Source organism: Stenotrophomonas sp. CS3K5, assembly GCF_059515225.1.
The window spans coordinates 121,985-143,051 of sequence record NZ_JCAKRX010000003.1 but is presented as its reverse complement, the minus strand read 5'-3'; the positions used below and the strand labels follow the sequence as shown (position 1 = coordinate 143,051).

Genomic DNA, 21,067 nt, shown 5'->3' with positions numbered 1-21,067 from the left:
CTTTGGCCATTAATTGTTAGATACTTACGTGCTGTCGGATGTGGAAAGAATAGGGTGGGCGCACAAATGGTTGGGGTGAGTTCGATCATAATCTCCGTGCGAATGTGTCCTTGCACGTACCTGGCGAGGCACCGCTTTTTCGGCCACGCTCATCCTATGCATCTAAGGGGGAAGATGGCTGCTTGACACCGAGACGACATTCGGCGCTGAAAAGTAGATCTTTGTTGCTCGATGGCGCGCAAGACGCCTTATCGAGCTTGACCTAACGAGTGCAATGTTCAGGCGAGTGTTAAGGCTATACGATGGGCCACATAGGCTTGTTCCGTTCCCTGCGGATACCTACCCTGCTCCGTCGGAGTTCACTCTGTCGTGATGACGAGTAAGCCCTTGCACATGTCGCCGCGCAAGGTAATTCAGGAGCGGCCGCATGCTTCCTAGCGTCCACAGGCGGCCCTCTGGTTGGTAGTTGAGGGCCGGCAGGGTCCTTAGAGTATGGGCCATTGGGCGAGCCCAGAAGTCGGCATAGTGCTGGGACGGACTTAGCGATGCATAATCAGGTAACCTGGGAACAGAGTGCTGATCGGCATGACGCCACACGACTTTATCGCCAAGTGGAAGAACGGCGGCGACGAGCGCCGCGACTTTCAGCCTTTTTTTGAGGACCTGTGCCGGCTCCTGGGCCACAAGACCCCGCGCGAAGCGGATCCCAACCACGAGTGGTTCACATACGAGTACGGCGCTAGCAAGACTAGCGGGGGCAGTGGCTGGGCCGATGCGTGGAAAAAGGGGTGCTTCGGCTGGGAGGCGAAGGGTACACACAAGGATCTTGCGAAGGCCTACCAGCAATTGAAGATGTACGCCGACGCCTTGGAGAACCCGCCACTTCTTATCGTGTCCGACCTTCAACGCTTCGAGGTCCACACCAACTTCACAGCCACGGTAAAGAAGGTCTATGCGTTCACGGTCGAAGACCTTGCCGATCCGGAGGCGCGCCGGCTCCTGTCAGCGGCATTCAATGACCCGCATCAGTTGAAGCCTGGGACCAGTCGCGCCGCTATTACGGAAGAGGCGGCGGGGCTGTTTGCGGCGCTGGCCGAGGACCTGCGCAAGCGTCACCACGACCCTCACGCCGTGGCCCACTTCCTTAATAGGCTGTTGTTCTGCATGTTCGCCGAGGACATTGGCCTCCTACCCGAGCATGTGTTCACGAAGTTGGTCAACAGTTCGCAGGCGCAACCTGACAAGTTCGAGGCCCGAACGGCGGAACTGTTCGCGGCAATGAGGGATGGTGGTGATTTTGCCCTTAACACCATCGAGTGGTTCAATGGCGGCCTGTTCGAGGACGCGGCGACGCTGCGCCTCGAAGCCCCTGAGCTGGAAATCCTGAACACGGCGGCGAAACTGGACTGGTCCGAGATTGACCCTTCCATCTTCGGCACCCTGTTCGAGCGTGGTTTGGACCCCGCTAAGCGCAGTCAGTTAGGAGCCCACTATACCGATCCAGAAACGATTATGAAGATCGTCGGCCCGGTGGTGGTCGATCCACTGACAGCTGAGTGGGACAAGGAAAAGCGGGCCATTGCTGACATCTTGGCCAAGTCAAAGGTTCGCGGCATTCCTAAGGCTGCGCAGCAGCGCTTTAACGTCTTCTTGGAGCGTCTGCGTTCGTTCCGTGTACTGGACCCGGCCTGCGGGTCAGGCAACTTTCTCTTCGTCGCCCTACGCGCGTTGAAGGATCTGGAACAATACGTCATTTTTGATGCCGAAATCATGGGCTTGCCCCGTCAGGCGCCTGGCGTAGGACCGGCGAACGTCCTTGGCATTGAGCTGAACGAATACGCGGCGGAACTCGCGCGCATAACTGTCTGGATCGGCGAGATCCAGTGGATGATCTCCAATGGCTATGGGGCGCGTCGCAATCCGATCCTGCGCTCGCTTGGGAGCATCGAGAACCGCGATGCCTTGGTCAACGATGACGGAAGCGAGGCGCAATGGCCTCAAGCCGATGCCATTGTCGGCAATCCGCCGTTCGTGGGAAACAAGAAGTTAATCCGTGAGTTGACGCAGGAGTACATGGATAGGGTTCGCAAGGCGTACCAAGGCAGAGTTGAGGACGGAGTGGACCTCGTATGCTATTGGTTCGCGAAGGCGCACGATGCGCTGAGTACGAGAGTAGTTCAGCGGGCGGGTCTCGTCACAACGAATAGCATTCGCGGAGGAACCAACCGTGAGGTGATCAGGCGCATCGCTAAAGATGTTCCGATATTCGATGCATGGAGCGACGAAGATTGGTGGGATAGGGGAACGGCGGTCCGTGTTTCGATGGTTTGCTTTGGAAATTCTGGCCAATCGCCACGCTTGAACGGCATCGCTGTTTCGTCCATCTATCCCGATCTGACGGCAGGGGAGGCAGAAGGCGCTGATGTCACCCATGCAAAACGGCTAGCGGACAATGCGGGAGTCTGCTTCCAGGGCGCCAAGTTCGGAGGTCCATTCGAGGTCGACGCGGTTACCGGGTTGGCTTGGCTGGCCGAGCCGAATGTAAATGGGAGGCCCAACTGCAAAATTCTCCGACGTTGGGTCAACGGAATGGACATCGTTCGGCGGCCGGGCGATGGCTGGGTTATCGACTTCGGAACGGATACGACCGAAGAAGAGGCCGCATGCTTCGAGTTGCCGTATCGACACCTGAAGGAAGCGGTGGTGGTTGGGAGCGTGCGGCGAGAGGCCTCGGCCGCCAAGCTTTGGTGGCGCCATCAGCGGCCCCGACCTGAAATGCGGGCGGCGCTGCGTCCTCTGTCGAGATGGATTGCCACCCCTGAGGTGTCGAAACATCGCGTCTTCACTTTCATGACCGCTGAAGTTCTCCCCAGCGGCTCGGTCTATGCCATTGCTCGGGAGGATGACACCAGCTTCGGCATATTGCACTCGCGAATCCATGAACTTTGGTCCTTGAAGCAGGGCACCAGCCTGGAAGACCGTCCGCGCTACACGCCATCAACTACGTTTGAGACGTTCCCATTTCCTGCTGGCCTGACACTTGATCTCGCAGCCGGGGACTACGCCTCCGACGCTCGGGCCCAGCGCATCGCCGTGTGCACGAAGGCGCTGCTCGAAGCGCGAGATCGGTGGCTCAATCCTCCGGAGTGGGTGGAATGGGTTCGATCCGCTGATGAGGAAGCGGCCAATTTTCCGTTCCGTCCAGTCGCCAAGCCGGGCTGCGAGACCGCCCTGAAGAAGCGCACCTTAACCAACCTCTACAACGAGCGACCATCGTGGTTGTCTCATCTACACGCCAAGCTGGATGCGGTCGTAGCAGAGGCTTACGGCTGGGAATGGCCTCTATCGAATGAGGAAGTTCTTCGGCGGCTTTTCGCTCTGAATCAGGAACGGGCAGGGGGGGCAGTGCTAGTTTCGCGATGAAGCAACTCTCCCAGAACCTGAAAACAGCACTTCAAGAAGTCGGAGAGCTTTCCGCCCTTCTTTATCTTTCATTGTTAATCACGGAGGAGGGTGTTGAGGGATGGAAAGCTTTCCGAAACTACGTGGACGAAGGTTGCGACATTGTTGTCATTGGGCACGGAAAGCAAATCAATGTTGAGGTAAAGACGCGCCAAACAATCGCTGTCGCTGGGGATGAGAATGTTTGCCATTTTACGGTAACGGAGAAGGAAAGATTCTCGGCTCGGTTTCTTATTGCTTACTGGTTCAATAGATCAACATTCTTCATAGTACCAATGGAGGATCTTCGTCCAGTGAAAAGTGGCGGAGATACGTTGTACAAATTCGTCGCGCGCTACTCGGAGAAGAACATCAATTACACCAATTCTAGCCGCCGTTACGCACAGGATTGGGCCAGGATTATCGAGGCCGTCGTGGAGTGTGAGTAGTGGTTCATTCCAATTCCGGAGCCAGGTCAAAGAAATGAATACTATGCGTCAGTTGCTGAGAGAATTCTGGCTACCTTTCGCCATTGCACTATTTTGGACGATCATTAATGTTTGGGTGTCTAGAGAGGCAAGTTGGTCAATTACGAAGTTCGTGAACGTCGCAGCGCCAACGTTTTTTTTCGTCAGTTGGCTGACGGCGCAGTACTTTAGGGTCAAGAAGCAAGAGCACGTTTCAACCACGCTTACATCTATTGAGGCTCGCGTGTCTGATGCGATTGCACGTCTAGACACGCAAACAACCAACTTGGCAACGTTACTTAGCACCAAGCTGGTGCAAACCTTTGATGAGTGCATTGACTCCTTTCGGGAAGCTAAGGAAGAACTTGCCGATAGGAGTAGGCAAATAAAATCGTCGGCTGATATTGACGCCTCCGAGTTTATCCTGAACCGCGGTAATCCGTTTTATCCGGCCCGCAGATCCTTAGATATGCTAATCGGTTATGCGTCTTATGCTGCGACATTGGAACAAGAAGATCTGCTCAGGGAGCGCTTCACGCGTTGTAGCTACCACATTGAAGAACTTGCGGGTCATCTGGGCACGTTCATTGGGAGGCTTAATCATCAAAAGGTCGCGTGGAAGACTCCAAGAGCGGCAGGATTAATAAGTCAGATCACAGATAGTATCGAGCGATTTGAGCGAAATCTACTTTCGTACTCACGCTACGATAAGGAATTTTATAAGAATGGACAGAGTCTGAGGGAGCTCATGCAGAGCCAGGTCGTGCAACTGCGCAAAGCCTTGGCCTAACAATTCATTCATGCCGCCGACGCCTCTTGGGGGGGGGGGGCTTGATTTCACAGTGCTTCTACAAGCAGGATGTGTTGCGTTTCAAAATTGCTCTTTAGTGCAGGCTCTTTCGTATGAAGCGCGCGACGTTCCGTTGTGTCCAGAATTTCGCTTCTCGTGTTGCGCGACAGTGATCGGGTCGCGCAGTAGCACACTGCGGCTAGCGTGGCATCCGCCCAACGTGTTGCCGCGCCATTACCTGGCGAAACGCTGCGCTCGGCCATTGGCCTTCCAGCTGTTCGAATGCTCGCGTTGCACGGGATACTCGGAGTCAGCCTGATCAGGGTGGTCTGACTATATAAGCCGATGCAGTTGGCGATGCCTTACTCAGTCAGGCCAGCAAAAAGTGCGCTTCGCCGCCATCCAGGCAGATATGCCGCTGTCAACGCTAACCTGCTACATCGCTTTCGCAACCATTGGTAACATGAGCGCCTCCTCCCTCGGTGCCCTAGGTTTCTGCTTTATAGTAGTGCCTCACTAAGTTCCAGTTGAAAGGTGACTCAATGCTAGGCGCGGGCCCAATCATTCCGGTCTCCGGAGAAATCACACTTCGATTTATGGAGTTGTGCCAGTTCAGGCGCCTCGGTAAGGTTCAGCTGGACGTGGACAAGAAGACCACGATTCTGGTCGGAGCGAACAATAGCGGGAAGACTTCGGTACTCACCGCTCTCCGTCACTTCCTCGCGGAAAGTTCGTCCTTTGGCTCTTTTGACATCAGCCTCTCGCAATGGCCAATACTGCGAGCTCTTGGAAAATCATGGGAAGCCTTGGCGGAAGACCCCTTAACCATGCCAGATGACGAGGAACAGTGGAAACAGCAGCTTCATACTCTTCTCTCGACCATGCCAACGTTGGACCTCTGGTTCGATGCCGAGGCGGGCATGTATCACTATGTCGCACCATTCCTTTCCAAGTTTAGCTGGAAGGGTGGTGCGGTCGGTATCCGGCTTCGCTTGGAACCGGCGTCAACCATTGAAGAGCTAAAGCAACTTGCCTGGACATACCGCGCGGCGCGCGAACCCGTCAAGGAAATGGGCGCTGACTCGTTGGCTTGGCCAATAGATATTTTGGATTTTTGGCTCCGTGAACCTTCGAAACTTGGCCAGGTTCGGGCGTACAAGCTCGATGCGGAAAACAATCCGATAACCGGCTTCAAGACCTACGTCAGCCAAGCGCTTGCTGAAAACGCCAATTACATTGAACGGAAGCATCTGTCAAAGGTCATCAGGGTCGACTTTGTTGCGGCTCAGCGTGGGCTGGGCAGCGAGGAAGCTGAGTCGCGGTCCGCCTCCGGCCCACATCGAGTTGGCATGTTCTCCAACCAACTCCTCAAGTTCGCCCGTCAGCACTTGAACGTCGCCAGCACGGGGCATGGTCACCGAGCGGATCTCATCAAAGCGGTGGCAGAGGCGCAAAAAGACCTTGACAAGAAGATTCACGAAGCCATCGCTGATTCGGTTGAGGAAGTGAAGGAACTTGGCTATCCGGGACTGCATGACCCCCAGGAGATTCGTTTTCGCACGCGCATCCAGACGGCTGACCTGCTAGACCATGGAACTGCGGTGCAGTACAGCATGCAGAAGGAGTCGCTTGAAGAACTCCTCCCTGAACACTCCATTGGACTCGGCTACCAGAACCTCCAGTCCCTCAGTTACCAGCTTGTATCATTCAAGGCCGCCAGGCTAAAGCCAGATAGGGGGTCCCCCGCGCCCGTTCACCTTGTAATGATTGAAGAGCCTGAGGCACACCTTCATGTCCAAGTACAACGCATCTTCCCCGACAAGGCACACAAGCTTATAAGCCCGACTGGGGCAGATGCCTCAGCGCTCAAGAGCCAGTTGCTGATCAGCACCCACTCGAGCCATCTCGCGCACGCTGAGGACTTTGACCGCCTCCGGTATGTGCGGCGCATCGCAAAAAGCGCGGCGAGCCCAATGCCAACGACGGAAGTGGTCAATCTTGGGCAGATCTTTGGCGATGATAAGAAGACACGTCAGTTCGCAGAGCGGTACTTCCGTGTCCAACACACCGACCTGCTATTCGCCAATGCGGCCATCTTTGTGGAGGGCGTCGCTGAGCGCATGCTCATCCCTCTCTTCATTGAGCGGGATTTCAAGGACCTGAACAGTCGATATGTGTCCTTCCTCGATATTGGAGGGAGTCATGCCCACCGACTCAAGCCACTCGTCGAGAAGCTGCGGATTCCTACTGTCATCATCACCGACGTCGACCCTTGCGAGGAACAGGAGGGCAAGCCCAAGAAGAACGGCGAGCCAACCAAGAGGCTGGTCGCGGTTGCAAATACCGGTCAAGCCGGCCTCCACTGCGGCAACCCGACGCTCCGTGGTTGGCACCCGAAGCTTCAGAAGCTCGATGATTTCAAGAATCCGACCGACGCTCAGCTGGTATGGAGCGAGACCGCAGAAGGTCTCGTGCGATTCGCCTGGCAGCTGCCGGTTGCTGAAGCGGACGGCAGCTGGCCGAGCTCTTTTGAAGACTCCCTCGTTCTTACGAACATGCCATGGTTCAAGGGCCTCATGGAAGACAATGTTGATAATGATGGCGTGGAAGTGGAGCCACCAACTGGCGCACTTGGCTCTGTGGCAAAAGCAGCGGCAGGTGCCGGAAGCATTGCTGAGATGGTCAAGGCACTTCATACCGTAATGCATGGCTCACTCAACAAGGGCGAGTTTGCCGCAAGTATCTTCGAGCAGCTGTCTTCTGATGAGCCAGTCGCCTGCCCGAAGTACATTGCAGATGCCTTAGCCTGGCTACAGGCGCAGCTTGAGCCCAGCAAGGAGCCGGTGGCATGAGCGCGGTTGCCATCTCTGGCAACAACGAGCGCGATGCTGGGGTTGTCGAGGAAATCTGCGGCTATCTCACTGAGGAGCCGCCTCGCAGCTACTTCCTCTTTGCCGGCGCGGGGTCTGGAAAGACGCGCACCTTGGTCGAGGTGCTGCGTCGAATGACTGGCGTAGTGGAGCATGAAAAGGGTGGGCGGCTGGCTCGACGACTGCGAATGTATGGCCGTTCGATACGAGTGATTACATACACAAAGAACGCTGTCGCTGTCATCAATGGGCGGCTTGGGGAAAACGATCTAGTGGGTGTCTCCACAATCCACGCGTTCTGCTGGGAGCTCATCAGCGGATTCAACGATGACATCCGAGAGGCACTCGTCGCCATCAAGCAAGCTCAGCTCGAAAAGGAAACTGTAGAGGCGGCGGCCAAGCCGAGGGGAATCACCGTAGCAAAGCGACGGGACTTGGATGAGATAAAGGCAGACATTGACGCATTCCAGTTGACAGATGTATTCATCTACAACCCGGACCGCGAGACGCATGGCGCCGGCGCACTCGCCCATAAGCACGTGTTGGATGCGACAGCGTGGCTGCTGCAGCACAGACCTACGCTGCAAACTATTTTGATGGATCGCCACCCCATTATTCTTATCGATGAGTCGCAAGACACTATGAAGGGAATTCTGGATGCCTTGATGAGCTTCGCGGAGCCGAGGAGTTCCGGCCTCACCCTTGGACTGCTTGGCGACCATCGTCAGCGCATATATACCGACGGTCACTCGGACCTTCCGAGCCTGGTTCCGGTGAGCTGGGCGACGCCAGAGCTGCAAATGAACCATCGCAGCCAACGTCGAATCGTCACGCTCATCAACAGAATCTGGGAGGCAGAGATCGAGGGCCGAACGCAGCCTGCCAACGGTGTCATGCAGCATGCGCGAACTGAGAAGGCTAGTGGGGTGGTCCGTCTTTTTGTTGGCGACACAACGCTTCCGCCGGAGGACAAAGTTGCCGGCGAGCGCTGGTGCGCAGATCAGATGCGGCAAGCCTGCGGTTCTGATGCTTGGAGTCACGGTCAGTATCAGCTGCTTGCTTTGGAGCATAAGCTTGTCGCAACTCGCGGCTCGTTTCTCGATGCATACAGTGCAATGGTTTTAATCGACCCAAATTCGGCTGCGCCTACGGGTAGCGGCGAGAATAGGGGGCCCACTGCTGTGCAGATGCTTTTGAATGAGCTCGCGCAGTTGGAGGCCTGCGTCGGCGCCGATGGTGCGATAGACGAGCTCAAGGCCACCGAAGTCTTTCGCTGCTTCGGTCGTCTTGAGAACATGCCAGAGGACGAGGTCGAGCGTGCGAAGCGTTCCGGCGAGATACTTCAAGCCATTTCCATCTTCGCCACTGCCAGTCAGACCCCTGGCGCCACTGTTGAACAAGTTCTTACGCCGGTATTGGGCGCAAATCTGTTCGAGGTCGACCATCGTCTTTCAGCGGCCTTTGCCGACAAGTCTCCTGCGCCATCCGCTCCGGCCAGGGGCGAGGAGGAGTCCAATAAGGACCGCATACGTCGCGGTTGGTGTGCGCTGTTCGCCACCCCATGGAGTCAGCTGCAGAAGTACCGCACTTACCTCGCCGGAAGTTCAGTGCTTGCCACTCACCAAGTTGTCAAAGGCTCAGAGTTCGCTCACGTCATGGTTGTGATGGACGATAAGCTGGCCGGCGGCAATCAGATTTCGTACGACAAGATTTTTGGGGGCGCCCAGCTTAGTAAATTGGACCGGGAGAATGTGGTGAAGGGAAAGGAGACCACCATTGACCGCACATTGCGACTGCTGTATATGACCTGCAGCCGGGCTCAAGAATCGCTAGCCCTTGTGCTTTGGTCCTCTGACCCGGCGTCTGCGCTAAACAGAATAAGGGATGGCAATTGGTTCTCGGACGGTGAGTTTGCGGCGATTCAGTAGCTCGTTGCTCGATCGCATTGGCTACTTGTTGAAACTGATTCCTTGTCGAGACATCCAATCAGTGCGTGCACGTGTCGCTCTGGCGTCTTCTGCGATTGGCTTGCTTAAGTGGAATGGCTGCTCTTGGCCGACTGTGCTTGGGGTTTCAGCTGGTAAGCGCTAAGGTAGAGCTGACCGGTTTCCAATCTTTGGTCTATTGGAGCTTGGGGGGGCTAGATCATGTCTACAGTTGGTTTTCTTTCAGGCGAGTTCATTCTTAGTAATAGAGAGAATGGTGGGACTGCAGTGCTGTTGCGCTCACTTTGGGTGACAGTGCTGATTTGTGTCATTGTTCTTCCGATCAAGTCATACCTTGCAAAAGACACCGAGCTTGCGTTCTCCGCGTCTGAGCTCAAGGTCGAGCTTGGTCAGATGATCCCATGGTTTGGCGCAGTTTTTGCGGGTACATATGCAGCTTTCTATACCAGGTTCGCCGCTCAGTGGGGCTATCTGGCGTCGCTATACAATCAGATTATGGCGACCACGGCTGCTGGGCAGCCGGGGCAGTTTCCGAATCGAACATCTATTAATTGGAATGCAGCATTTATCGAGGACGCGCAGGACCTGCACCTTGCTCGCAAGTCAATGTTCGCATCAGTCATTAGGGAGCACCTGAAGGACCCGCATGTTGTTCGAGTCTTCTTGGATTCCGCTGAGAACGGTCAGCATCGACTCCGCGAGTTGGAGCGCCAACTAAATTGCACCGCAGTGGATCCTGCTGAGTCAGAGTTTTCAGAGGAATAGCTCATGCTGCCCGCTGCAAGAAGTCCGAGGATGCCTTCCTGTGACTTCCGTTGGCCCAAGGCATTCCGTATTCGCACCCTAGCTTCCTACCCAAGTATGCCCAGTGACAACGACTCTGTGGCTTGGGAGATCAAAAGTATGATGCGGTGCCCGGCACATAGTAAATGCTCCGTTAGACGCCTTTCGCCAAGTGTCCGCTTCTGGCGGAAAGCGGGCGTTGGCCGATGCCTCGCCCTATCAAATTTGCCGTGCTCGCTTGGGCTCAATCACTCCGGCCTTACCTCATGACAAGCCCACTCAACCAGCCCCCGGCAAGCCAGGAACAGCCCATCCACAACCCCCTCATCCAGATGTCGCTCCGGGTCCGCTGCCACCCGGCAGCGGTCTGCCGCGTGTAGCAGCTCCAGCACGGTCAGCGCTCCAACCATTGCGCGCTCGCTCCTGGCCAGGCTCACGCGGCGGCCGGGTGATACATCGGTTTCTGGCCAGGGATGCCCATCGGCTCCTTCGCAGCCGCGCATGCGCTTGAGGATGCCGAGGAGGTAGTTCAGGTCGGGCAGGGAAGCGTCGTCGTTGATGGGCTCAACAACGGTGTACGAAGAGAAGGTGTCGGATTCGTTCATGGCGTCGGTTTCCTTGGCTGTGCTCAACAGCGCCACCGCGTGAGCGGGTGGCGGACGATGCGTGGCTGCAAACCGGGATGATGTAGCGTCATAGAACCGGTGGGCCCGAAGACCCCCACGCACCGCCCGCCAGAGAGGCCGACGGATTGCCCGCCGGCACCGGTTAAGGACGGTGCCGACGGGCAAGCGCAAACTACAGACGCGTACATCAATGCGGGTTTGCAGACCCGGCCACCCCTTGTCGGTGGCGCGCCATGGTGTTTACGCCGCCGCTCCGAATGCCAATAGAAATTCGCGAAGGAATCGCGGAATTCGAGAGCGAAGAACTATTGTGGCACGCACCATTTGTGCAACACGCGACACTGCCAGACGCATTCGTGCAGCTGCGCTGTTGATTGCGATTAGAAATGACGCAATCGCCTGCACCACAAGCGAATAGCGCGACGGCCTTCTTTACAACAGTTCTTAGTTCGCCTCGGCAGGCAACAGCGCCCAATCAGTCGCAGGCCCCGAGAAGCGGTTCAAACACGACACCGCCAGCGAGCACCCCAGCCTCAACCAGCACCATCCCCCGACCCAGCTGCATTCCCCACCAACAGCTCAATCATCGCCCGCGCCGCAGCCGACTGCCGCCGATGCGGCGCGTAGATCACCGAGAACGGCCGCGATCGTCCCCTCAGCTGCGGCAGAACCTCCACCAGCTGCCCACGCTGCAACCGCTCGCGCACGATGAACTCATAGCTTTGGCAGATGCCGATGCCCTGTTCGGCCAGCGACACCACACCCAGCACATCGTCGGAAGTCTCGATGGACGAACGCGGCAGCCAGTCCACGTCGCGCCCGTCGTCGCGGAAGGTCCACGGCGCCAGCCGCCCGGTACGCGGCATCACGAAGGGCAGGCACAGGTGCTGCTGCAGGTCGTCCAGCGTCTGCGGCGTGCCACGGCGTTGCAGGTAGTCAGGCGCGGCCACCAGCAGCAGTGGCGCGTCTTCCAGCTTCCGCCCCACCAGCCCGCTGTCCGGCAGCTGGCCCAGACGGATGGCCAGATCGAAGCCTTCGGCCACCAGGTCCACGTTGCGGTTGGTGATGTTCAGTTCCAGCTGCACCTGCGGGTACTGCTGCGCAAAGCGCGCCAGCACGGGCGGCAGCCGGTAGTGGCCATAGGTGGTGGGCACGCTCAGGCGCACGCGGCCGGCCAGCGCGCCGTCCTGGGCCAGTACGTCGCGCTCGGCGTCATCCAGCAGGCCAAAGGCCGTGCGCACCTGTTCCAGATAGAGCCGCCCGGCGTCGGTCAGGCCCACGCGGCGGGTGGTCCGCTGCAGCAGCTGTCGTCCCAGCCGCGCTTCCAGGCGGGTGACCGCGCGGCTCAGCACCGAGGGCGTGGTGGACAGCGCCACCGCGCCCGCCGTGAACGAGCCGTGCTCGACCACCGCCAGGAACACCTCCACATCGCCCAGGTAGTCGAACTTGCGGCTCATTTGGCTCTCCGGGGAACAGATGTTTTGCGATGGGCCCAATTTATCGCCGTTGGAGCGATGAATAAAGTGGCGGCCATTCCCCGATAGGAGCTACCCCATGAACCTGATGACCCGGCTGGCCGCTGCGCTGGCCCTGACCCTGGCCGCGACCGGCGCGCAGGCCGCCAACGTGCTGGTGGTGCTGTCCGACGAAAACCACCTAGACCTGAAGGACGGCAAGGTGCTGTCCACCGGCTTCTATCTCAACGAGCTGATGCAGCCGGTCAAACTGCTGCTGGACGCGGGCCACGAGGTGACTTTCGCCACGCCGCAGGGGCGGGTGCCGACGGTGGATGCGTCCTCGGTGACGCCGGCGTACTTCGGCAACGATGCCGCGCAGTTGAAACTGCACAAGGACCTGCTGGAGAAGCTGGCGCTGACCTCGCCGACGGCCTCGCCGGTGGTCAGCCTGGCGCGCGTCGAGCAGCAGGGCTACGCGCACTTCGATGCGGTCTACATTCCCGGTGGCCACGCGCCCATGCAGGACCTGCTGAAGAGCCCGGCGCTGGGCCGGCTGCTGGCCGACTTCCACCAGCGCAACAAGACCACCGCGCTGGTCTGCCACGGGCCGATCGCGCTGCTGTCCACGCTGCCGGATGCGGGTGGGTTCGTGGCGAAGTTGGAGGTGGGTGCGATGCCGGCCACGCCGAAGTGGATCTACAGCGGCTACCAGATGACGGTGATCAGCAACCAGGAAGAAGAGCAGGCCAAGCCGATGCTGGGCGGCGGTGAGATGAAGTTCTACCCGCAGACCGCGCTGCAGCGAGCGGGTGCGAAGTTCAGCAGCAACACCACCCCGTGGACGGGGCATGTGGTGGTGGACCGCGAGCTGATTACCGGGCAGAACCCGGCTTCGGCGTTGGAAGTGGGGCAGCGGTTGGTGGAGCGGTTGAAGTAAGCCGGGTTCTGCATCGCGTGCGGTGCCGTGGCACCATGGCGGACTGGCCTCGTCCTCATGGGTGAGGCCGGTTTTCCAGGGAAGCCATTCAACACGACATGCGAACGTCCATCTTCTTCATTCTCTCCGCACTGTGCCTTGGTCTGCTGTCTGGCTGCGCCAGTGGGCCGGACTACCACCATTCCAATCGCGAGATTACCGGCGCGTTCGTGGCCGACGACGGCAAGCTGTACCTGCTGCCGGTGTATGACGAGCCGATGCGCTTCGATGGCGCGCCGTTCCGCGATTACCGCGCCTTGATGGACAGCCCGCTGCGCGAGGCCGTGGTCTGCGCGCAGATGTACTTCCGTGAGGACTGGCGCGTGCCGGCCGACAGGGCCAAGGTGCATGGCAGCTACGCGCTGCTGCTGCGGCCGGAGCAGGTGACGCCGGAACAGGCGGCGCAGTTCAAGCTGGAGCGGTTGGAGATCAGCCCGCGGGTGGCCAAGGCCATCGCTGCGTTGACGCGCCAGCCTTACATCCTTGAAGCCCGGAGCCGCTACGAGCTGGCGGCCAACCCGGACTGCAATCTTTCCAGGCAAGGTGGTAGCTACTACAGCGCGCTGTTCGAGAGTGATGGCGAGCGGGTGACGTTGCCGGACGCTGCGGTGCTCGCGGCGAAGGCGAAGCTGGCGCCGTCGATCACCGCGCGGGCCGAGCGGATCCGGCCGGACGATCCGGACGAGCCGGGTGTTGGGACGGCGGCCGGGAAGGTGCTGGGCGCGGCGTTGATCCCGGTGGCGGTGCCGGTGTTTGTGTTGAGCCTGCCGTTTTTGGGGCCGGATCATTGGAAGTGATGGGGCGGTGAGGCCAGAGCATCCACGCGTGGCGTGGATCTAGTCGGGCCTTGCAAGTGCCTGAACGTTCATCCTGGAGATCTGTGTGCCCAGCACGCTGGAAACTGTTTTGAAGACCGTAGGTTTCATTGTCCTTGCCGCACTTCCGTTGGTGATCCTCTGGTTTACCGTTCGGCGAATGTCGGCAACTGCTCGCTCGCCCGTGAAATCGGGGCTGCGTTTGGATCCTCCTCGCCGGATCTCCGGTACATCCATGACCTTGGTGATGGTGGATGACAAAGAGGATCGCGAGCACTATTTCTTTGATACAGAATCCTTCTACCTGCGGCGGGGCCCGGTACCCACGGCGGTTCCGCTTTCGCAGATCACCTCAGTCACACGAACGTCCGACAGGATCTACGGGCGGTATGTCTGGCAGGTGTGCTTCAGCAAGGCATCGGGCAGAAAGTGCGTGACGTTTACCAACAACCTGACGCTGTTCAACCGCGACTTCCTGCTGTTCCTGGAGGCGGTGCGGAAGGCCAATCCGCTGGCGACCGTTGAGCGAGCGGGTCTGTTCTTCTGATTGTGCGGCGATATCAGCGGCGCTGATTGGCAAATAGAGGGGCTAGGAGGGCGGGTTGCCTTGGACACAGTGCTGGATGATTCAGATATGCGGACGTTGAGGCAGTGAATCCACGCATGGCGTGCATCTACTGGCATCTCTGCCTGCCACCAGCCACACAGTTTGCCCGCCAATGCTCCCAGGTCTTGGCATCGATGCCGGCCTTCACTGCGATGGCCTGCAGCTCCTTCCAGTTCGTGGGGGAGGGCGCGGCCAGCAGCCCGCGCATGAAGGCCTGCATCTTCGCCTCACCCACCTGCTTTTCCAGCGAGAGCAGCAACAATGGGCCATAGACGTAGCGATAGATCTCACCCAGGTCCGCGCTGCCATCGATGGCATCGAATGCCGGCAGCGGCGTGCTCTGCTTGTCGAGGGCCGCCTGCAACCCGGCAACATAGCGGTCGGCCGCCGCATCGCCACTGATCTCGCGCAGGGCTTTGATCGACAGGAACTCGGCGCTGGATTCCAGCAGCACCCAGAAGTACGGCCCCTGCGGACGGTTCAGTGTGCCGAAGTAGTAGTGGCCCATTTCGTGCGCGATGTACTGCACGCGGCGGTCGGCCTTTTCGCCACCGGCCAGCAGAGAATCGGCCACGTTGCCGATGCTGCCGCTCATGGCGATGGTCGGCCAGGTGGCAAAGCCCCATTCGCTGCCTTCGCGGTCGCGCTCGATCTGGTTGAGCGTGACCATGCGCAGGAAGGTGGGGCGGTCGGCCAGCGGCACGCCCATGTAGCGGCTGTGCACGTCGGCCACTTTCTGCACGGTGCTGGACAGTGCATCGACCTTTGCCGCGGGCAGGGTCTCATTGAGGATGGTGACCTGCGCGGTGCGGGTGATCGGGCCGCTGCCGCCGAACAGCAAGACCGGTCGCGCGTTGTCGCTGCGGAACCGGCCCTGCGCGCCTTCGATGGCCGGGCTGCCGTTGAGGTACAGGAAGCGGCAGCCGGCGCAGTCCACCTGCAGATCGTAGCGGCTTTGGCTGCTGCGCACGCGGGCCTTGGGATCGAACGCCTGCGGCAGCCACGCGGACTGCTCGGTGAAACGGGCGCTGTCGCCGTTGAAGGCCATCATGCCTTTGAAATCGCCCAGGGCATCGTGCTTCGGGTACAGCGGGAATGCGCCGACGTACTGCACGCAGAGCGTGGTGGTGGGTTCGGCCAGGGTGTAGACGCGCGCTTCGCCATCCACGCCCGGGTCGTACCAGCCATCGAACCCGACGGGCTTGCCTTCGCCATCGGTGACCCGTGCCACGTTCAGGCCGGCGTTGAGCACGAAGTGGGCTTGGGCGTTGGGCGGGGCATTGGATACGCACACATCGCCATCCATGCGGCCGCTGGCGATATCCACCCGCACGCTGCCGGTGGTGAGCGGCGTGGCTGGCTGCGCGGGCTGGGCGGCCTGGCTGATGGCAGGGGCGAGCAGTGCGGCGACAACGGCGGGCAGCAGGGCCTTGCGGGGGTTCATCGAGCCATCCATGGGTGGATTGGGGTGAATATAGGGGGAATGTGGATTTTTGCCGAGGGGGAGCATCCACGCGTGACGTGGAGGCACGGGGCTACACTGGTGGCCTATGCCCGATGGAAGCTCACCCATGTTCTCTGGAAAGGTTGCGGTGGTTACCGGATCCACCAGCGGTATCGGTCTTGGCATCGCCACGGCGCTGGCGCGGCAGGGCGCCGATGTTGTGCTGAACGGCTTCGGCGACGCGGCGGAGATCGAACGCATTCGCACCGGACTGGAAGCCGAGTTCGGGGTGCGCGTGGCACATGACGGCGCGGACCTGTCGCGCGGCGAGGCGGTGCGCGGACTGATCGACCACGCCGTGGCGAAGATGGGCCGCATCGACATCCTGGTGAACAACGCCGGCATCCAGCACACCGCATCGATCGAGGAATTCCCGGTCGAAAAATGGGATGCGATCCTGGCGCTGAACCTGTCGGCGGTGTTCCATGCAACGGCGGCCGCCTTGCCGCACATGAAGCAGCAGGGCGCTGGCCGCATCATCAACATCGCGTCGGTACATGGGCTGGTGGGCTCGGTGAACAAGTCGGCCTATGTGGCGGCCAAGCATGGTGTGGTCGGGTTTACCAAGGTGACCGCGCTGGAGAATGCAGGCAGCGGCATCACCGCCAATGCCATCTGCCCGGGCTGGGTGCGAACCGCGCTGGTCGAGCAGCAGATCACCGCGTTGGCGCAGAAGGACGGCACGGATCAGGAAGCCGCTGCCCGTGCCCTGCTGGCCGAGAAGCAGCCCTCGTTGCAGTTCGTGACGCCCGAGCAGCTGGGCGAGATGGTGGTCTTTCTGGCCTCGGACGCCGCAGCGCAGATCACCGGCACGGCGCTGCCGGTGGATGGGGGTTGGACGGCGCGCTAGTGTGCCGGTTGCGTGCGCCGCTGCAGCATCGGCAGCGCCACCAGCGTTACCAGAATGGTGAACAGCACTAGCGACGAGCCCACGGTGCCGAAGCCCAGGCCGCCCTTTTCCAGCGGCTTGGTCCGTAGGTCGCCGAAGGTGGCGCCGAAGGGGCGGGTGAGCACGAAGGCGATCCAGAACAGGATGACCCGATTGATGCCCTTGATGCGCGTGGCCAGTGCGGTGAGCGCGATGACGCTGCCGATCAGCAGCGCGCCGCCGGTGAAGCCCAGGCCGGAATCGTCGGCGAGGAAGTCGCCCAGCGCGGTGCCGAGCGTGTTGGAGACCAACACGGCGGTCCAGTAGAAGCCTTCGGCGCGGCGCGATGCGATGTTGCTGACCGAGATCGACTTTTCCGACAGCCGCCAGGCCAGCAGCACCAGCGCCAGGCAACCGGCCAGCAGGCTGGCACCGGTGGCGTAACCCAGGCCGAGCGTGCGGTCGAGCAGGTCGGACATCGTCGTGCCGGCGGTGCTGGTGGCCAGCACCACCGACCAGAACAGCACAGGATGGAAGCGCCGTGCCGACAACTGCATGCCCAGCAGGCCGGCGAAGATGGTCAGCAGAATGGCCGAGCTGGCCACGTAACCCAGGTTGAGCGTCATCGACAGCAGGTCGCCGGCGGTCTCGCCGAGGGTGGTGGCGGCGATCTTCATCACCCAGAAGCCGAGGGTGACCGCCGCCACCTTGCTGTGCAGGGAATCGGTGTCTGAAGCACGCATCGAACGTCGCCCGGGGAGCCTGCCGGTGATGCTGTGGCGGGCGGCGTCGGAGTGCAGTCGGAAGCGGGTTCGGTGAGGGTGAGCGTGGGGCTGGCGTTCAGCCTACGCTGGCCGAGGCCGACAAGCGGGCCAGCAGGGCATCCCAGTCGGCAACGAAGCAGCCGTTCTGGCCTCGGTTGCATTCGGTGATCCACGCGTCCAGCGATTCACTCCGGGCGCGGTAGTCGCTGACATCGCCCAGCACGGCGAAGCGCACGCGGTAGTTCACCAGCATCTGCAGCCACTGACCGGCCATGCGGGAGCGCAGCACGAAGAAGTCTGGAGAGAGGCGCTGCACCGGGATGGCGATCCACTCGGCTTGATGCCCAAGAGCGTCGCCGACCAGATCGCGCAGGCCGTTGGCATCGAGTGCGGGGCCCTGCGGCGCGATGCGCAGGAGGCGGGTGGTGCCGATGTGTTCAATGGAATCATTCATGCTGGAGGTTCTGCAGTTGACGCAGCCGGGCGAGGATGTCTTCGCGCAGGCCGGGGATGTAGTGATAGGCGTCTGCGAGCAGGGTGACGTCCGCCGTCGGGACGAGCCGTTTCATGCGTTCGGCGGCGGCAGGGGTGTCGATGAGGGCATCCCGCGCGCCCATGACAAGAGCTACCGGCGGATGCAACGCAGCCAGCCGCTCGTCGCTGATGCGGGGAATGCGCAGCGGACGTGGCCGAACCTCGGCACGGATCAATGCCAACAGGTCGAGCAGCGGCTGCGCACGTGCAGGTGCATGTAGTGGCGCGGGACCCATGACCGCACGGCGAAGCCGCTCGCGTCCCCATCGGCCAAGCAGCAATAGAGGCAGCGCCTTGAGCAGGAATGCACGCTGGCGCCCGATACCCGAGGGGCTGACCAGGACCAGTGCGTTGACCCGGGCAGGCCTTCGCAGCGCGTAGTCCAGTGCCAGGAAACCGCCGAATGACAGACCCACGAATGCTGCACTTTCCACGCCAAGTGCGTCGAGGACATCATCCAGCCATTGCGCATGCGTATCGCTGTCCAGCCCAGGTTGCGCGCCTTCGCTGAGGCCCGGTTCGCCAATGATGTCGACGGCATGCACGCGGTAGTGCTCGCTCCAACGTTCGGCATCGAACATCCAGCTGGCGGCATTGCTGAGGGTGCCATGCAGCAGCACCAGGGCAGGGCCGTGTTCCGGGCCGCAGCTGACCACAAATGTGGAACCGGCACGGGTGGCGAGATGGTGCGATTCGTGTGGTCCCGGCCAGTCCGAAAGCACCTGGCGGTAGGCGGCAAGTACGTGCTGCGTGGGAATGCCGGGGCGCTGCCGCTTCATGCGCTGCGGTCCTGCAGCAGACGCTGCAGGCTGACCAGCAGCGCCGTGGAACCTGCCAGGCCACCGATCACGATCAGCTTGAGCACATCGTGCTCAGGCGAATAGATCGTCTCCATGCGCAGCGGCTCATCGTCGGCCTCGCGGCCGGTGACGCGCGCATGCAGGGCACGGGCCAGGTCGGCGGCACGTGTCGCACCGCATCCGGGAATGTCCACCATGGTGGTGAGCTGTGGGCGCGCAGCGGAGGGCTCACGCACGGTGCCGGTGAACATGTCGAGGTCTTCAACGGTGATGCGATAGGACTTGCCGATGCGTGTCGCGCGCAGTTGGCCGCTACGGATATGCCGCAGGACGGTTTTGGGGTGCAGGCTGAGCTGCTGGGCAGCCTGATCGACGGTTAGCAACGCGGGGGACATATCGGAACTCGAGAACCATGTGTTCCCTATTGTTCCATGAAATACAATTATTGGGGGCGATTTGGCGTTTTGCAGAGGCGGCGACAAGGGGGGGGCTCTCCTCCCCCCCCTGTGCCGCTCGCGAGGGCCAACCCTCCCGACGACTACGCCGGCTTCGCAAACACATCCAACCCCTTGCCCGTTTCCAACAGCGACTTCAGGCTTGACAGTACGATCGGCCAGCCCTGGCGGATGCCGGTGTCCATGCCACTGCCGGGTTCAAGCTCGTCGTGGGTAACGGTCAGCCGCACCATGTCCTGGTATGGCACGATCTCGAAAGTCACCCGGCTGTAGGCATCCGGGTTGTCGGCCTGCGAGGCGGCGGCCCAGGTGATGACCAGACGCGAGGGCGGGGTGCTTTCCACCACTTCGCCGACCAGCTCGACCGAGCGCGTTTCGTTGGCGCGCACGTGCTGCCAGCGCGAGCCGGGCTTCCAGTCCGAGACGTTTTCATGGCCCCAGTAGCGGCTGGCGATCTCGGGGCGGGTGATGGCCTCGAACACCTTCTGCGGTGTGGAGGCGATGTAGATCACGTGGATGAAGCGGGTGGTCTCTGCGGACATCGTCATTCTCCTTCCAGTTCGCGTTTCAGGTCATGCAGCAGGCTCAGGCGCTGCTGCTCGAACTTGCGTACCCAGCGTTCGTAGACTTCATGCAGCGGCACCGGGTTGATGAAGTGCAGCTTCTCGCGGCCACGGCGCACGGTGCTGATCAGGTTGGCGTCTTCCAGCAGGCCCAGGTGCTGGGTGACCGATTGCCGGGCCATGTCCAGGTGCTCGCAGAGCTGGCCCAAGGTCTGGCCGTTGTCTGCGCAGAGCAGGTCCAGCAGGGTTCTGCGCGTGGGGTCGGCCAAGGCCTTGAACACCTTGTCTGCATTCATGCGGGGCGTCTTCAGTTCCAGTTGTCGATCCTGATGTCGTGCGGGTTGGGCTGGCCCTTGCCGGTTTCCAGCAGCGCTTTGAGGCTCAACAGGAACACCGCCCACTTGGTGCTGCAGTGGGAGGTGAACTCGACGCGTTCCTTCCAGCCCTCGTGGGTGAACAGCACGATGCAGTAGTCGCCTTCCTGTTTCAGTGCGAAACGCGCATGCGTGCCGATCCATTCGGCAGGGCCGGCCAGGAACTGCCACAGCACGAGTTCGTCAGGAACCAGTTGTTCCAGCTGCATTTCCATGGCGCCGATTTCCTGGCCGTTGTTGGTGAAACGGACCTTCACCGTGCCGCCGACGTTGCGGTCGCCGTGGGTGTCTTCGGCCCACCAGGCGGCGACGCCTTCTGGGGTCGCCAGGGCCTGGTACACCTGTCTTGCAGGGGCCTTGATGCCGACCCGATGTGCGATATCCACCATTGGAGGTTCCTCGCGTGGGCGGGCAGGTGCCGCCGTCG

General features: G+C 60.5%; 20 protein-coding genes. 10 read left to right on the top strand and 10 right to left on the bottom strand.

Annotated elements, in window-relative coordinates:
* The first annotated feature begins 585 nt into the window (after nucleotides 1-585).
* The 6 genes from AC5YGJ_RS05695 (at nucleotide 586) to AC5YGJ_RS05670 (ending at nucleotide 10,279) form a co-directional block, all read left to right on the top strand.
* Nucleotides 586-3,423 carry a class I SAM-dependent DNA methyltransferase gene (locus AC5YGJ_RS05695; protein ID WP_496186032.1) on the top strand — a complete coding sequence of 946 codons (2,838 nt, stop codon included), beginning with the start codon at nucleotides 586-588 and terminating at the stop codon, nucleotides 3,421-3,423.
* Nucleotides 3,420-3,890 (top strand): hypothetical protein, encoded by a 471-nt coding sequence (locus tag AC5YGJ_RS05690; protein ID WP_496186031.1) that lies wholly within the window; start codon nucleotides 3,420-3,422, stop codon nucleotides 3,888-3,890. Before AC5YGJ_RS05695 ends, AC5YGJ_RS05690 begins: the two co-directional genes overlap by 4 nt.
* Before the next feature lie 43 nt (nucleotides 3,891-3,933).
* The gene (locus AC5YGJ_RS05685; protein WP_496186030.1) at nucleotides 3,934-4,698 is read left to right on the top strand and encodes a hypothetical protein; all 765 of its coding nucleotides are present in this window, start codon (nucleotides 3,934-3,936) and stop codon (nucleotides 4,696-4,698) included.
* A gap of 542 nt (nucleotides 4,699-5,240) precedes the next feature.
* Nucleotides 5,241-7,550: an AAA family ATPase gene (locus AC5YGJ_RS05680; RefSeq protein ID WP_496186029.1), complete on the top strand. Its 2,310-nt coding sequence runs from the start codon at nucleotides 5,241-5,243 to the stop codon at nucleotides 7,548-7,550.
* A complete protein-coding gene (locus tag AC5YGJ_RS05675) occupies nucleotides 7,547-9,496 on the top strand; it encodes a UvrD-helicase domain-containing protein (protein ID WP_496186028.1) in 1,950 nt (649 codons plus the stop codon). Before AC5YGJ_RS05680 ends, AC5YGJ_RS05675 begins: the two co-directional genes overlap by 4 nt.
* Nucleotides 9,497-9,715: 219 nt before the next feature.
* Nucleotides 9,716-10,279, top strand: a complete 564-nt coding sequence (locus AC5YGJ_RS05670; RefSeq protein ID WP_496186027.1) for a hypothetical protein — start codon at nucleotides 9,716-9,718, stop codon at nucleotides 10,277-10,279.
* A gap of 266 nt (nucleotides 10,280-10,545) precedes the next feature.
* Here the strand turns inward: AC5YGJ_RS05670 and AC5YGJ_RS05665 are convergent, their stop codons facing one another.
* Nucleotides 10,546-10,902, bottom strand: coding sequence for a hypothetical protein (locus tag AC5YGJ_RS05665; protein ID WP_496186026.1), 357 nt, complete (start codon nucleotides 10,900-10,902; stop codon nucleotides 10,546-10,548).
* Nucleotides 10,903-11,456: 554 nt separating this feature from the next.
* Entirely contained in the window at nucleotides 11,457-12,380 is a 924-nt protein-coding gene (locus AC5YGJ_RS05660; RefSeq protein WP_496186025.1) for a LysR family transcriptional regulator, read from the bottom strand.
* Nucleotides 12,381-12,477: 97 nt separating this feature from the next.
* On the opposite strand from AC5YGJ_RS05660, the gene AC5YGJ_RS05655 reads away from it, so the two are divergent.
* The 3 genes from AC5YGJ_RS05655 (at nucleotide 12,478) to AC5YGJ_RS05645 (ending at nucleotide 14,718) form a co-directional block, all read left to right on the top strand.
* A complete protein-coding gene (locus AC5YGJ_RS05655; protein WP_496186024.1) occupies nucleotides 12,478-13,317 on the top strand; it encodes a type 1 glutamine amidotransferase domain-containing protein in 840 nt (279 codons plus the stop codon).
* Between the two features lie 98 nt (nucleotides 13,318-13,415).
* On the top strand, nucleotides 13,416-14,153 hold the full coding sequence (locus tag AC5YGJ_RS05650) for a hypothetical protein (protein ID WP_496186023.1): 738 nt from the start codon (nucleotides 13,416-13,418) through the stop codon (nucleotides 14,151-14,153).
* Nucleotides 14,154-14,238: 85 nt separating this feature from the next.
* Nucleotides 14,239-14,718, top strand: coding sequence for a hypothetical protein (locus AC5YGJ_RS05645; protein ID WP_496186022.1), 480 nt, complete (start codon nucleotides 14,239-14,241; stop codon nucleotides 14,716-14,718).
* Nucleotides 14,719-14,845: 127 nt separating this feature from the next.
* On the opposite strand, the gene AC5YGJ_RS05640 is transcribed toward AC5YGJ_RS05645, so the two are convergent.
* Nucleotides 14,846-16,222 (bottom strand): M1 aminopeptidase family protein, encoded by a 1,377-nt coding sequence (locus tag AC5YGJ_RS05640; protein ID WP_496186021.1) that lies wholly within the window; start codon nucleotides 16,220-16,222, stop codon nucleotides 14,846-14,848.
* A 127-nt stretch (nucleotides 16,223-16,349) separates the two neighbouring features.
* On the opposite strand from AC5YGJ_RS05640, the gene AC5YGJ_RS05635 reads away from it, so the two are divergent.
* Entirely contained in the window at nucleotides 16,350-17,132 is a 783-nt protein-coding gene (locus AC5YGJ_RS05635) for a 3-hydroxybutyrate dehydrogenase (RefSeq protein ID WP_496186020.1), read from the top strand.
* Here AC5YGJ_RS05635 and AC5YGJ_RS05630 read toward each other — a convergent pair.
* From AC5YGJ_RS05630 to AC5YGJ_RS05600, 7 genes are all read right to left on the bottom strand, one after another.
* Nucleotides 17,129-17,893, bottom strand: coding sequence for a COG4705 family protein (locus tag AC5YGJ_RS05630; protein ID WP_496186019.1), 765 nt, complete (start codon nucleotides 17,891-17,893; stop codon nucleotides 17,129-17,131). The genes AC5YGJ_RS05635 and AC5YGJ_RS05630 overlap by 4 nt on opposite strands.
* Before the next feature lie 97 nt (nucleotides 17,894-17,990).
* Nucleotides 17,991-18,368 (bottom strand): DUF4180 domain-containing protein, encoded by a 378-nt coding sequence (locus AC5YGJ_RS05625; RefSeq protein WP_496186018.1) that lies wholly within the window; start codon nucleotides 18,366-18,368, stop codon nucleotides 17,991-17,993.
* Nucleotides 18,361-19,227 carry an alpha/beta fold hydrolase gene (locus AC5YGJ_RS05620; protein WP_496186017.1) on the bottom strand — a complete coding sequence of 289 codons (867 nt, stop codon included), beginning with the start codon at nucleotides 19,225-19,227 and terminating at the stop codon, nucleotides 18,361-18,363. Before AC5YGJ_RS05620 ends, AC5YGJ_RS05625 begins: the two co-directional genes overlap by 8 nt.
* Nucleotides 19,224-19,643, bottom strand: coding sequence for a helix-turn-helix domain-containing protein (locus AC5YGJ_RS05615; RefSeq protein WP_496186016.1), 420 nt, complete (start codon nucleotides 19,641-19,643; stop codon nucleotides 19,224-19,226). The genes AC5YGJ_RS05620 and AC5YGJ_RS05615 overlap by 4 nt, the downstream gene beginning before the upstream one ends.
* A gap of 143 nt (nucleotides 19,644-19,786) precedes the next feature.
* The gene (locus AC5YGJ_RS05610) at nucleotides 19,787-20,245 is read right to left on the bottom strand and encodes an SRPBCC family protein (RefSeq protein ID WP_049436314.1); all 459 of its coding nucleotides are present in this window, start codon (nucleotides 20,243-20,245) and stop codon (nucleotides 19,787-19,789) included.
* Nucleotides 20,246-20,247: 2 nt separating this feature from the next.
* A complete protein-coding gene (locus AC5YGJ_RS05605; RefSeq protein WP_010484635.1) occupies nucleotides 20,248-20,562 on the bottom strand; it encodes an ArsR/SmtB family transcription factor in 315 nt (104 codons plus the stop codon).
* Nucleotides 20,563-20,573: 11 nt separating this feature from the next.
* The gene (locus tag AC5YGJ_RS05600; protein WP_496186015.1) at nucleotides 20,574-21,029 is read right to left on the bottom strand and encodes an SRPBCC family protein; all 456 of its coding nucleotides are present in this window, start codon (nucleotides 21,027-21,029) and stop codon (nucleotides 20,574-20,576) included.
* Nucleotides 21,030-21,067: the final 38 nt, after the last annotated feature.

Coding starts and splice junctions, on each gene's coding strand:
- AC5YGJ_RS05685 (WP_496186030.1), top strand. CDS start 3,934: ATGCGTCAGTTGCTGAGAGAATTCTGGCTACCTTTCGCCATTGCACTA.
- AC5YGJ_RS05695 (WP_496186032.1), top strand. CDS start 586: ATGACGCCACACGACTTTATCGCCAAGTGGAAGAACGGCGGCGACGAG.
- AC5YGJ_RS05615 (WP_496186016.1), bottom strand. CDS start 19,643: ATGTCCCCCGCGTTGCTAACCGTCGATCAGGCTGCCCAGCAGCTCAGC.
- AC5YGJ_RS05640 (WP_496186021.1), bottom strand. CDS start 16,222: ATGAACCCCCGCAAGGCCCTGCTGCCCGCCGTTGTCGCCGCACTGCTC.
- AC5YGJ_RS05670 (WP_496186027.1), top strand. CDS start 9,716: ATGTCTACAGTTGGTTTTCTTTCAGGCGAGTTCATTCTTAGTAATAGA.
- AC5YGJ_RS05675 (WP_496186028.1), top strand. CDS start 7,547: ATGAGCGCGGTTGCCATCTCTGGCAACAACGAGCGCGATGCTGGGGTT.
- AC5YGJ_RS05660 (WP_496186025.1), bottom strand. CDS start 12,380: ATGAGCCGCAAGTTCGACTACCTGGGCGATGTGGAGGTGTTCCTGGCG.
- AC5YGJ_RS05690 (WP_496186031.1), top strand. CDS start 3,420: ATGAAGCAACTCTCCCAGAACCTGAAAACAGCACTTCAAGAAGTCGGA.
- AC5YGJ_RS05610 (WP_049436314.1), bottom strand. CDS start 20,245: ATGTCCGCAGAGACCACCCGCTTCATCCACGTGATCTACATCGCCTCC.
- AC5YGJ_RS05630 (WP_496186019.1), bottom strand. CDS start 17,893: ATGCGTGCTTCAGACACCGATTCCCTGCACAGCAAGGTGGCGGCGGTC.
- AC5YGJ_RS05665 (WP_496186026.1), bottom strand. CDS start 10,902: ATGAACGAATCCGACACCTTCTCTTCGTACACCGTTGTTGAGCCCATC.
- AC5YGJ_RS05625 (WP_496186018.1), bottom strand. CDS start 18,368: ATGAATGATTCCATTGAACACATCGGCACCACCCGCCTCCTGCGCATC.
- AC5YGJ_RS05620 (WP_496186017.1), bottom strand. CDS start 19,227: ATGAAGCGGCAGCGCCCCGGCATTCCCACGCAGCACGTACTTGCCGCC.
- AC5YGJ_RS05635 (WP_496186020.1), top strand. CDS start 16,350: ATGTTCTCTGGAAAGGTTGCGGTGGTTACCGGATCCACCAGCGGTATC.
- AC5YGJ_RS05650 (WP_496186023.1), top strand. CDS start 13,416: ATGCGAACGTCCATCTTCTTCATTCTCTCCGCACTGTGCCTTGGTCTG.
- AC5YGJ_RS05600 (WP_496186015.1), bottom strand. CDS start 21,029: ATGGTGGATATCGCACATCGGGTCGGCATCAAGGCCCCTGCAAGACAG.
- AC5YGJ_RS05680 (WP_496186029.1), top strand. CDS start 5,241: ATGCTAGGCGCGGGCCCAATCATTCCGGTCTCCGGAGAAATCACACTT.
- AC5YGJ_RS05605 (WP_010484635.1), bottom strand. CDS start 20,562: ATGAATGCAGACAAGGTGTTCAAGGCCTTGGCCGACCCCACGCGCAGA.
- AC5YGJ_RS05655 (WP_496186024.1), top strand. CDS start 12,478: ATGAACCTGATGACCCGGCTGGCCGCTGCGCTGGCCCTGACCCTGGCC.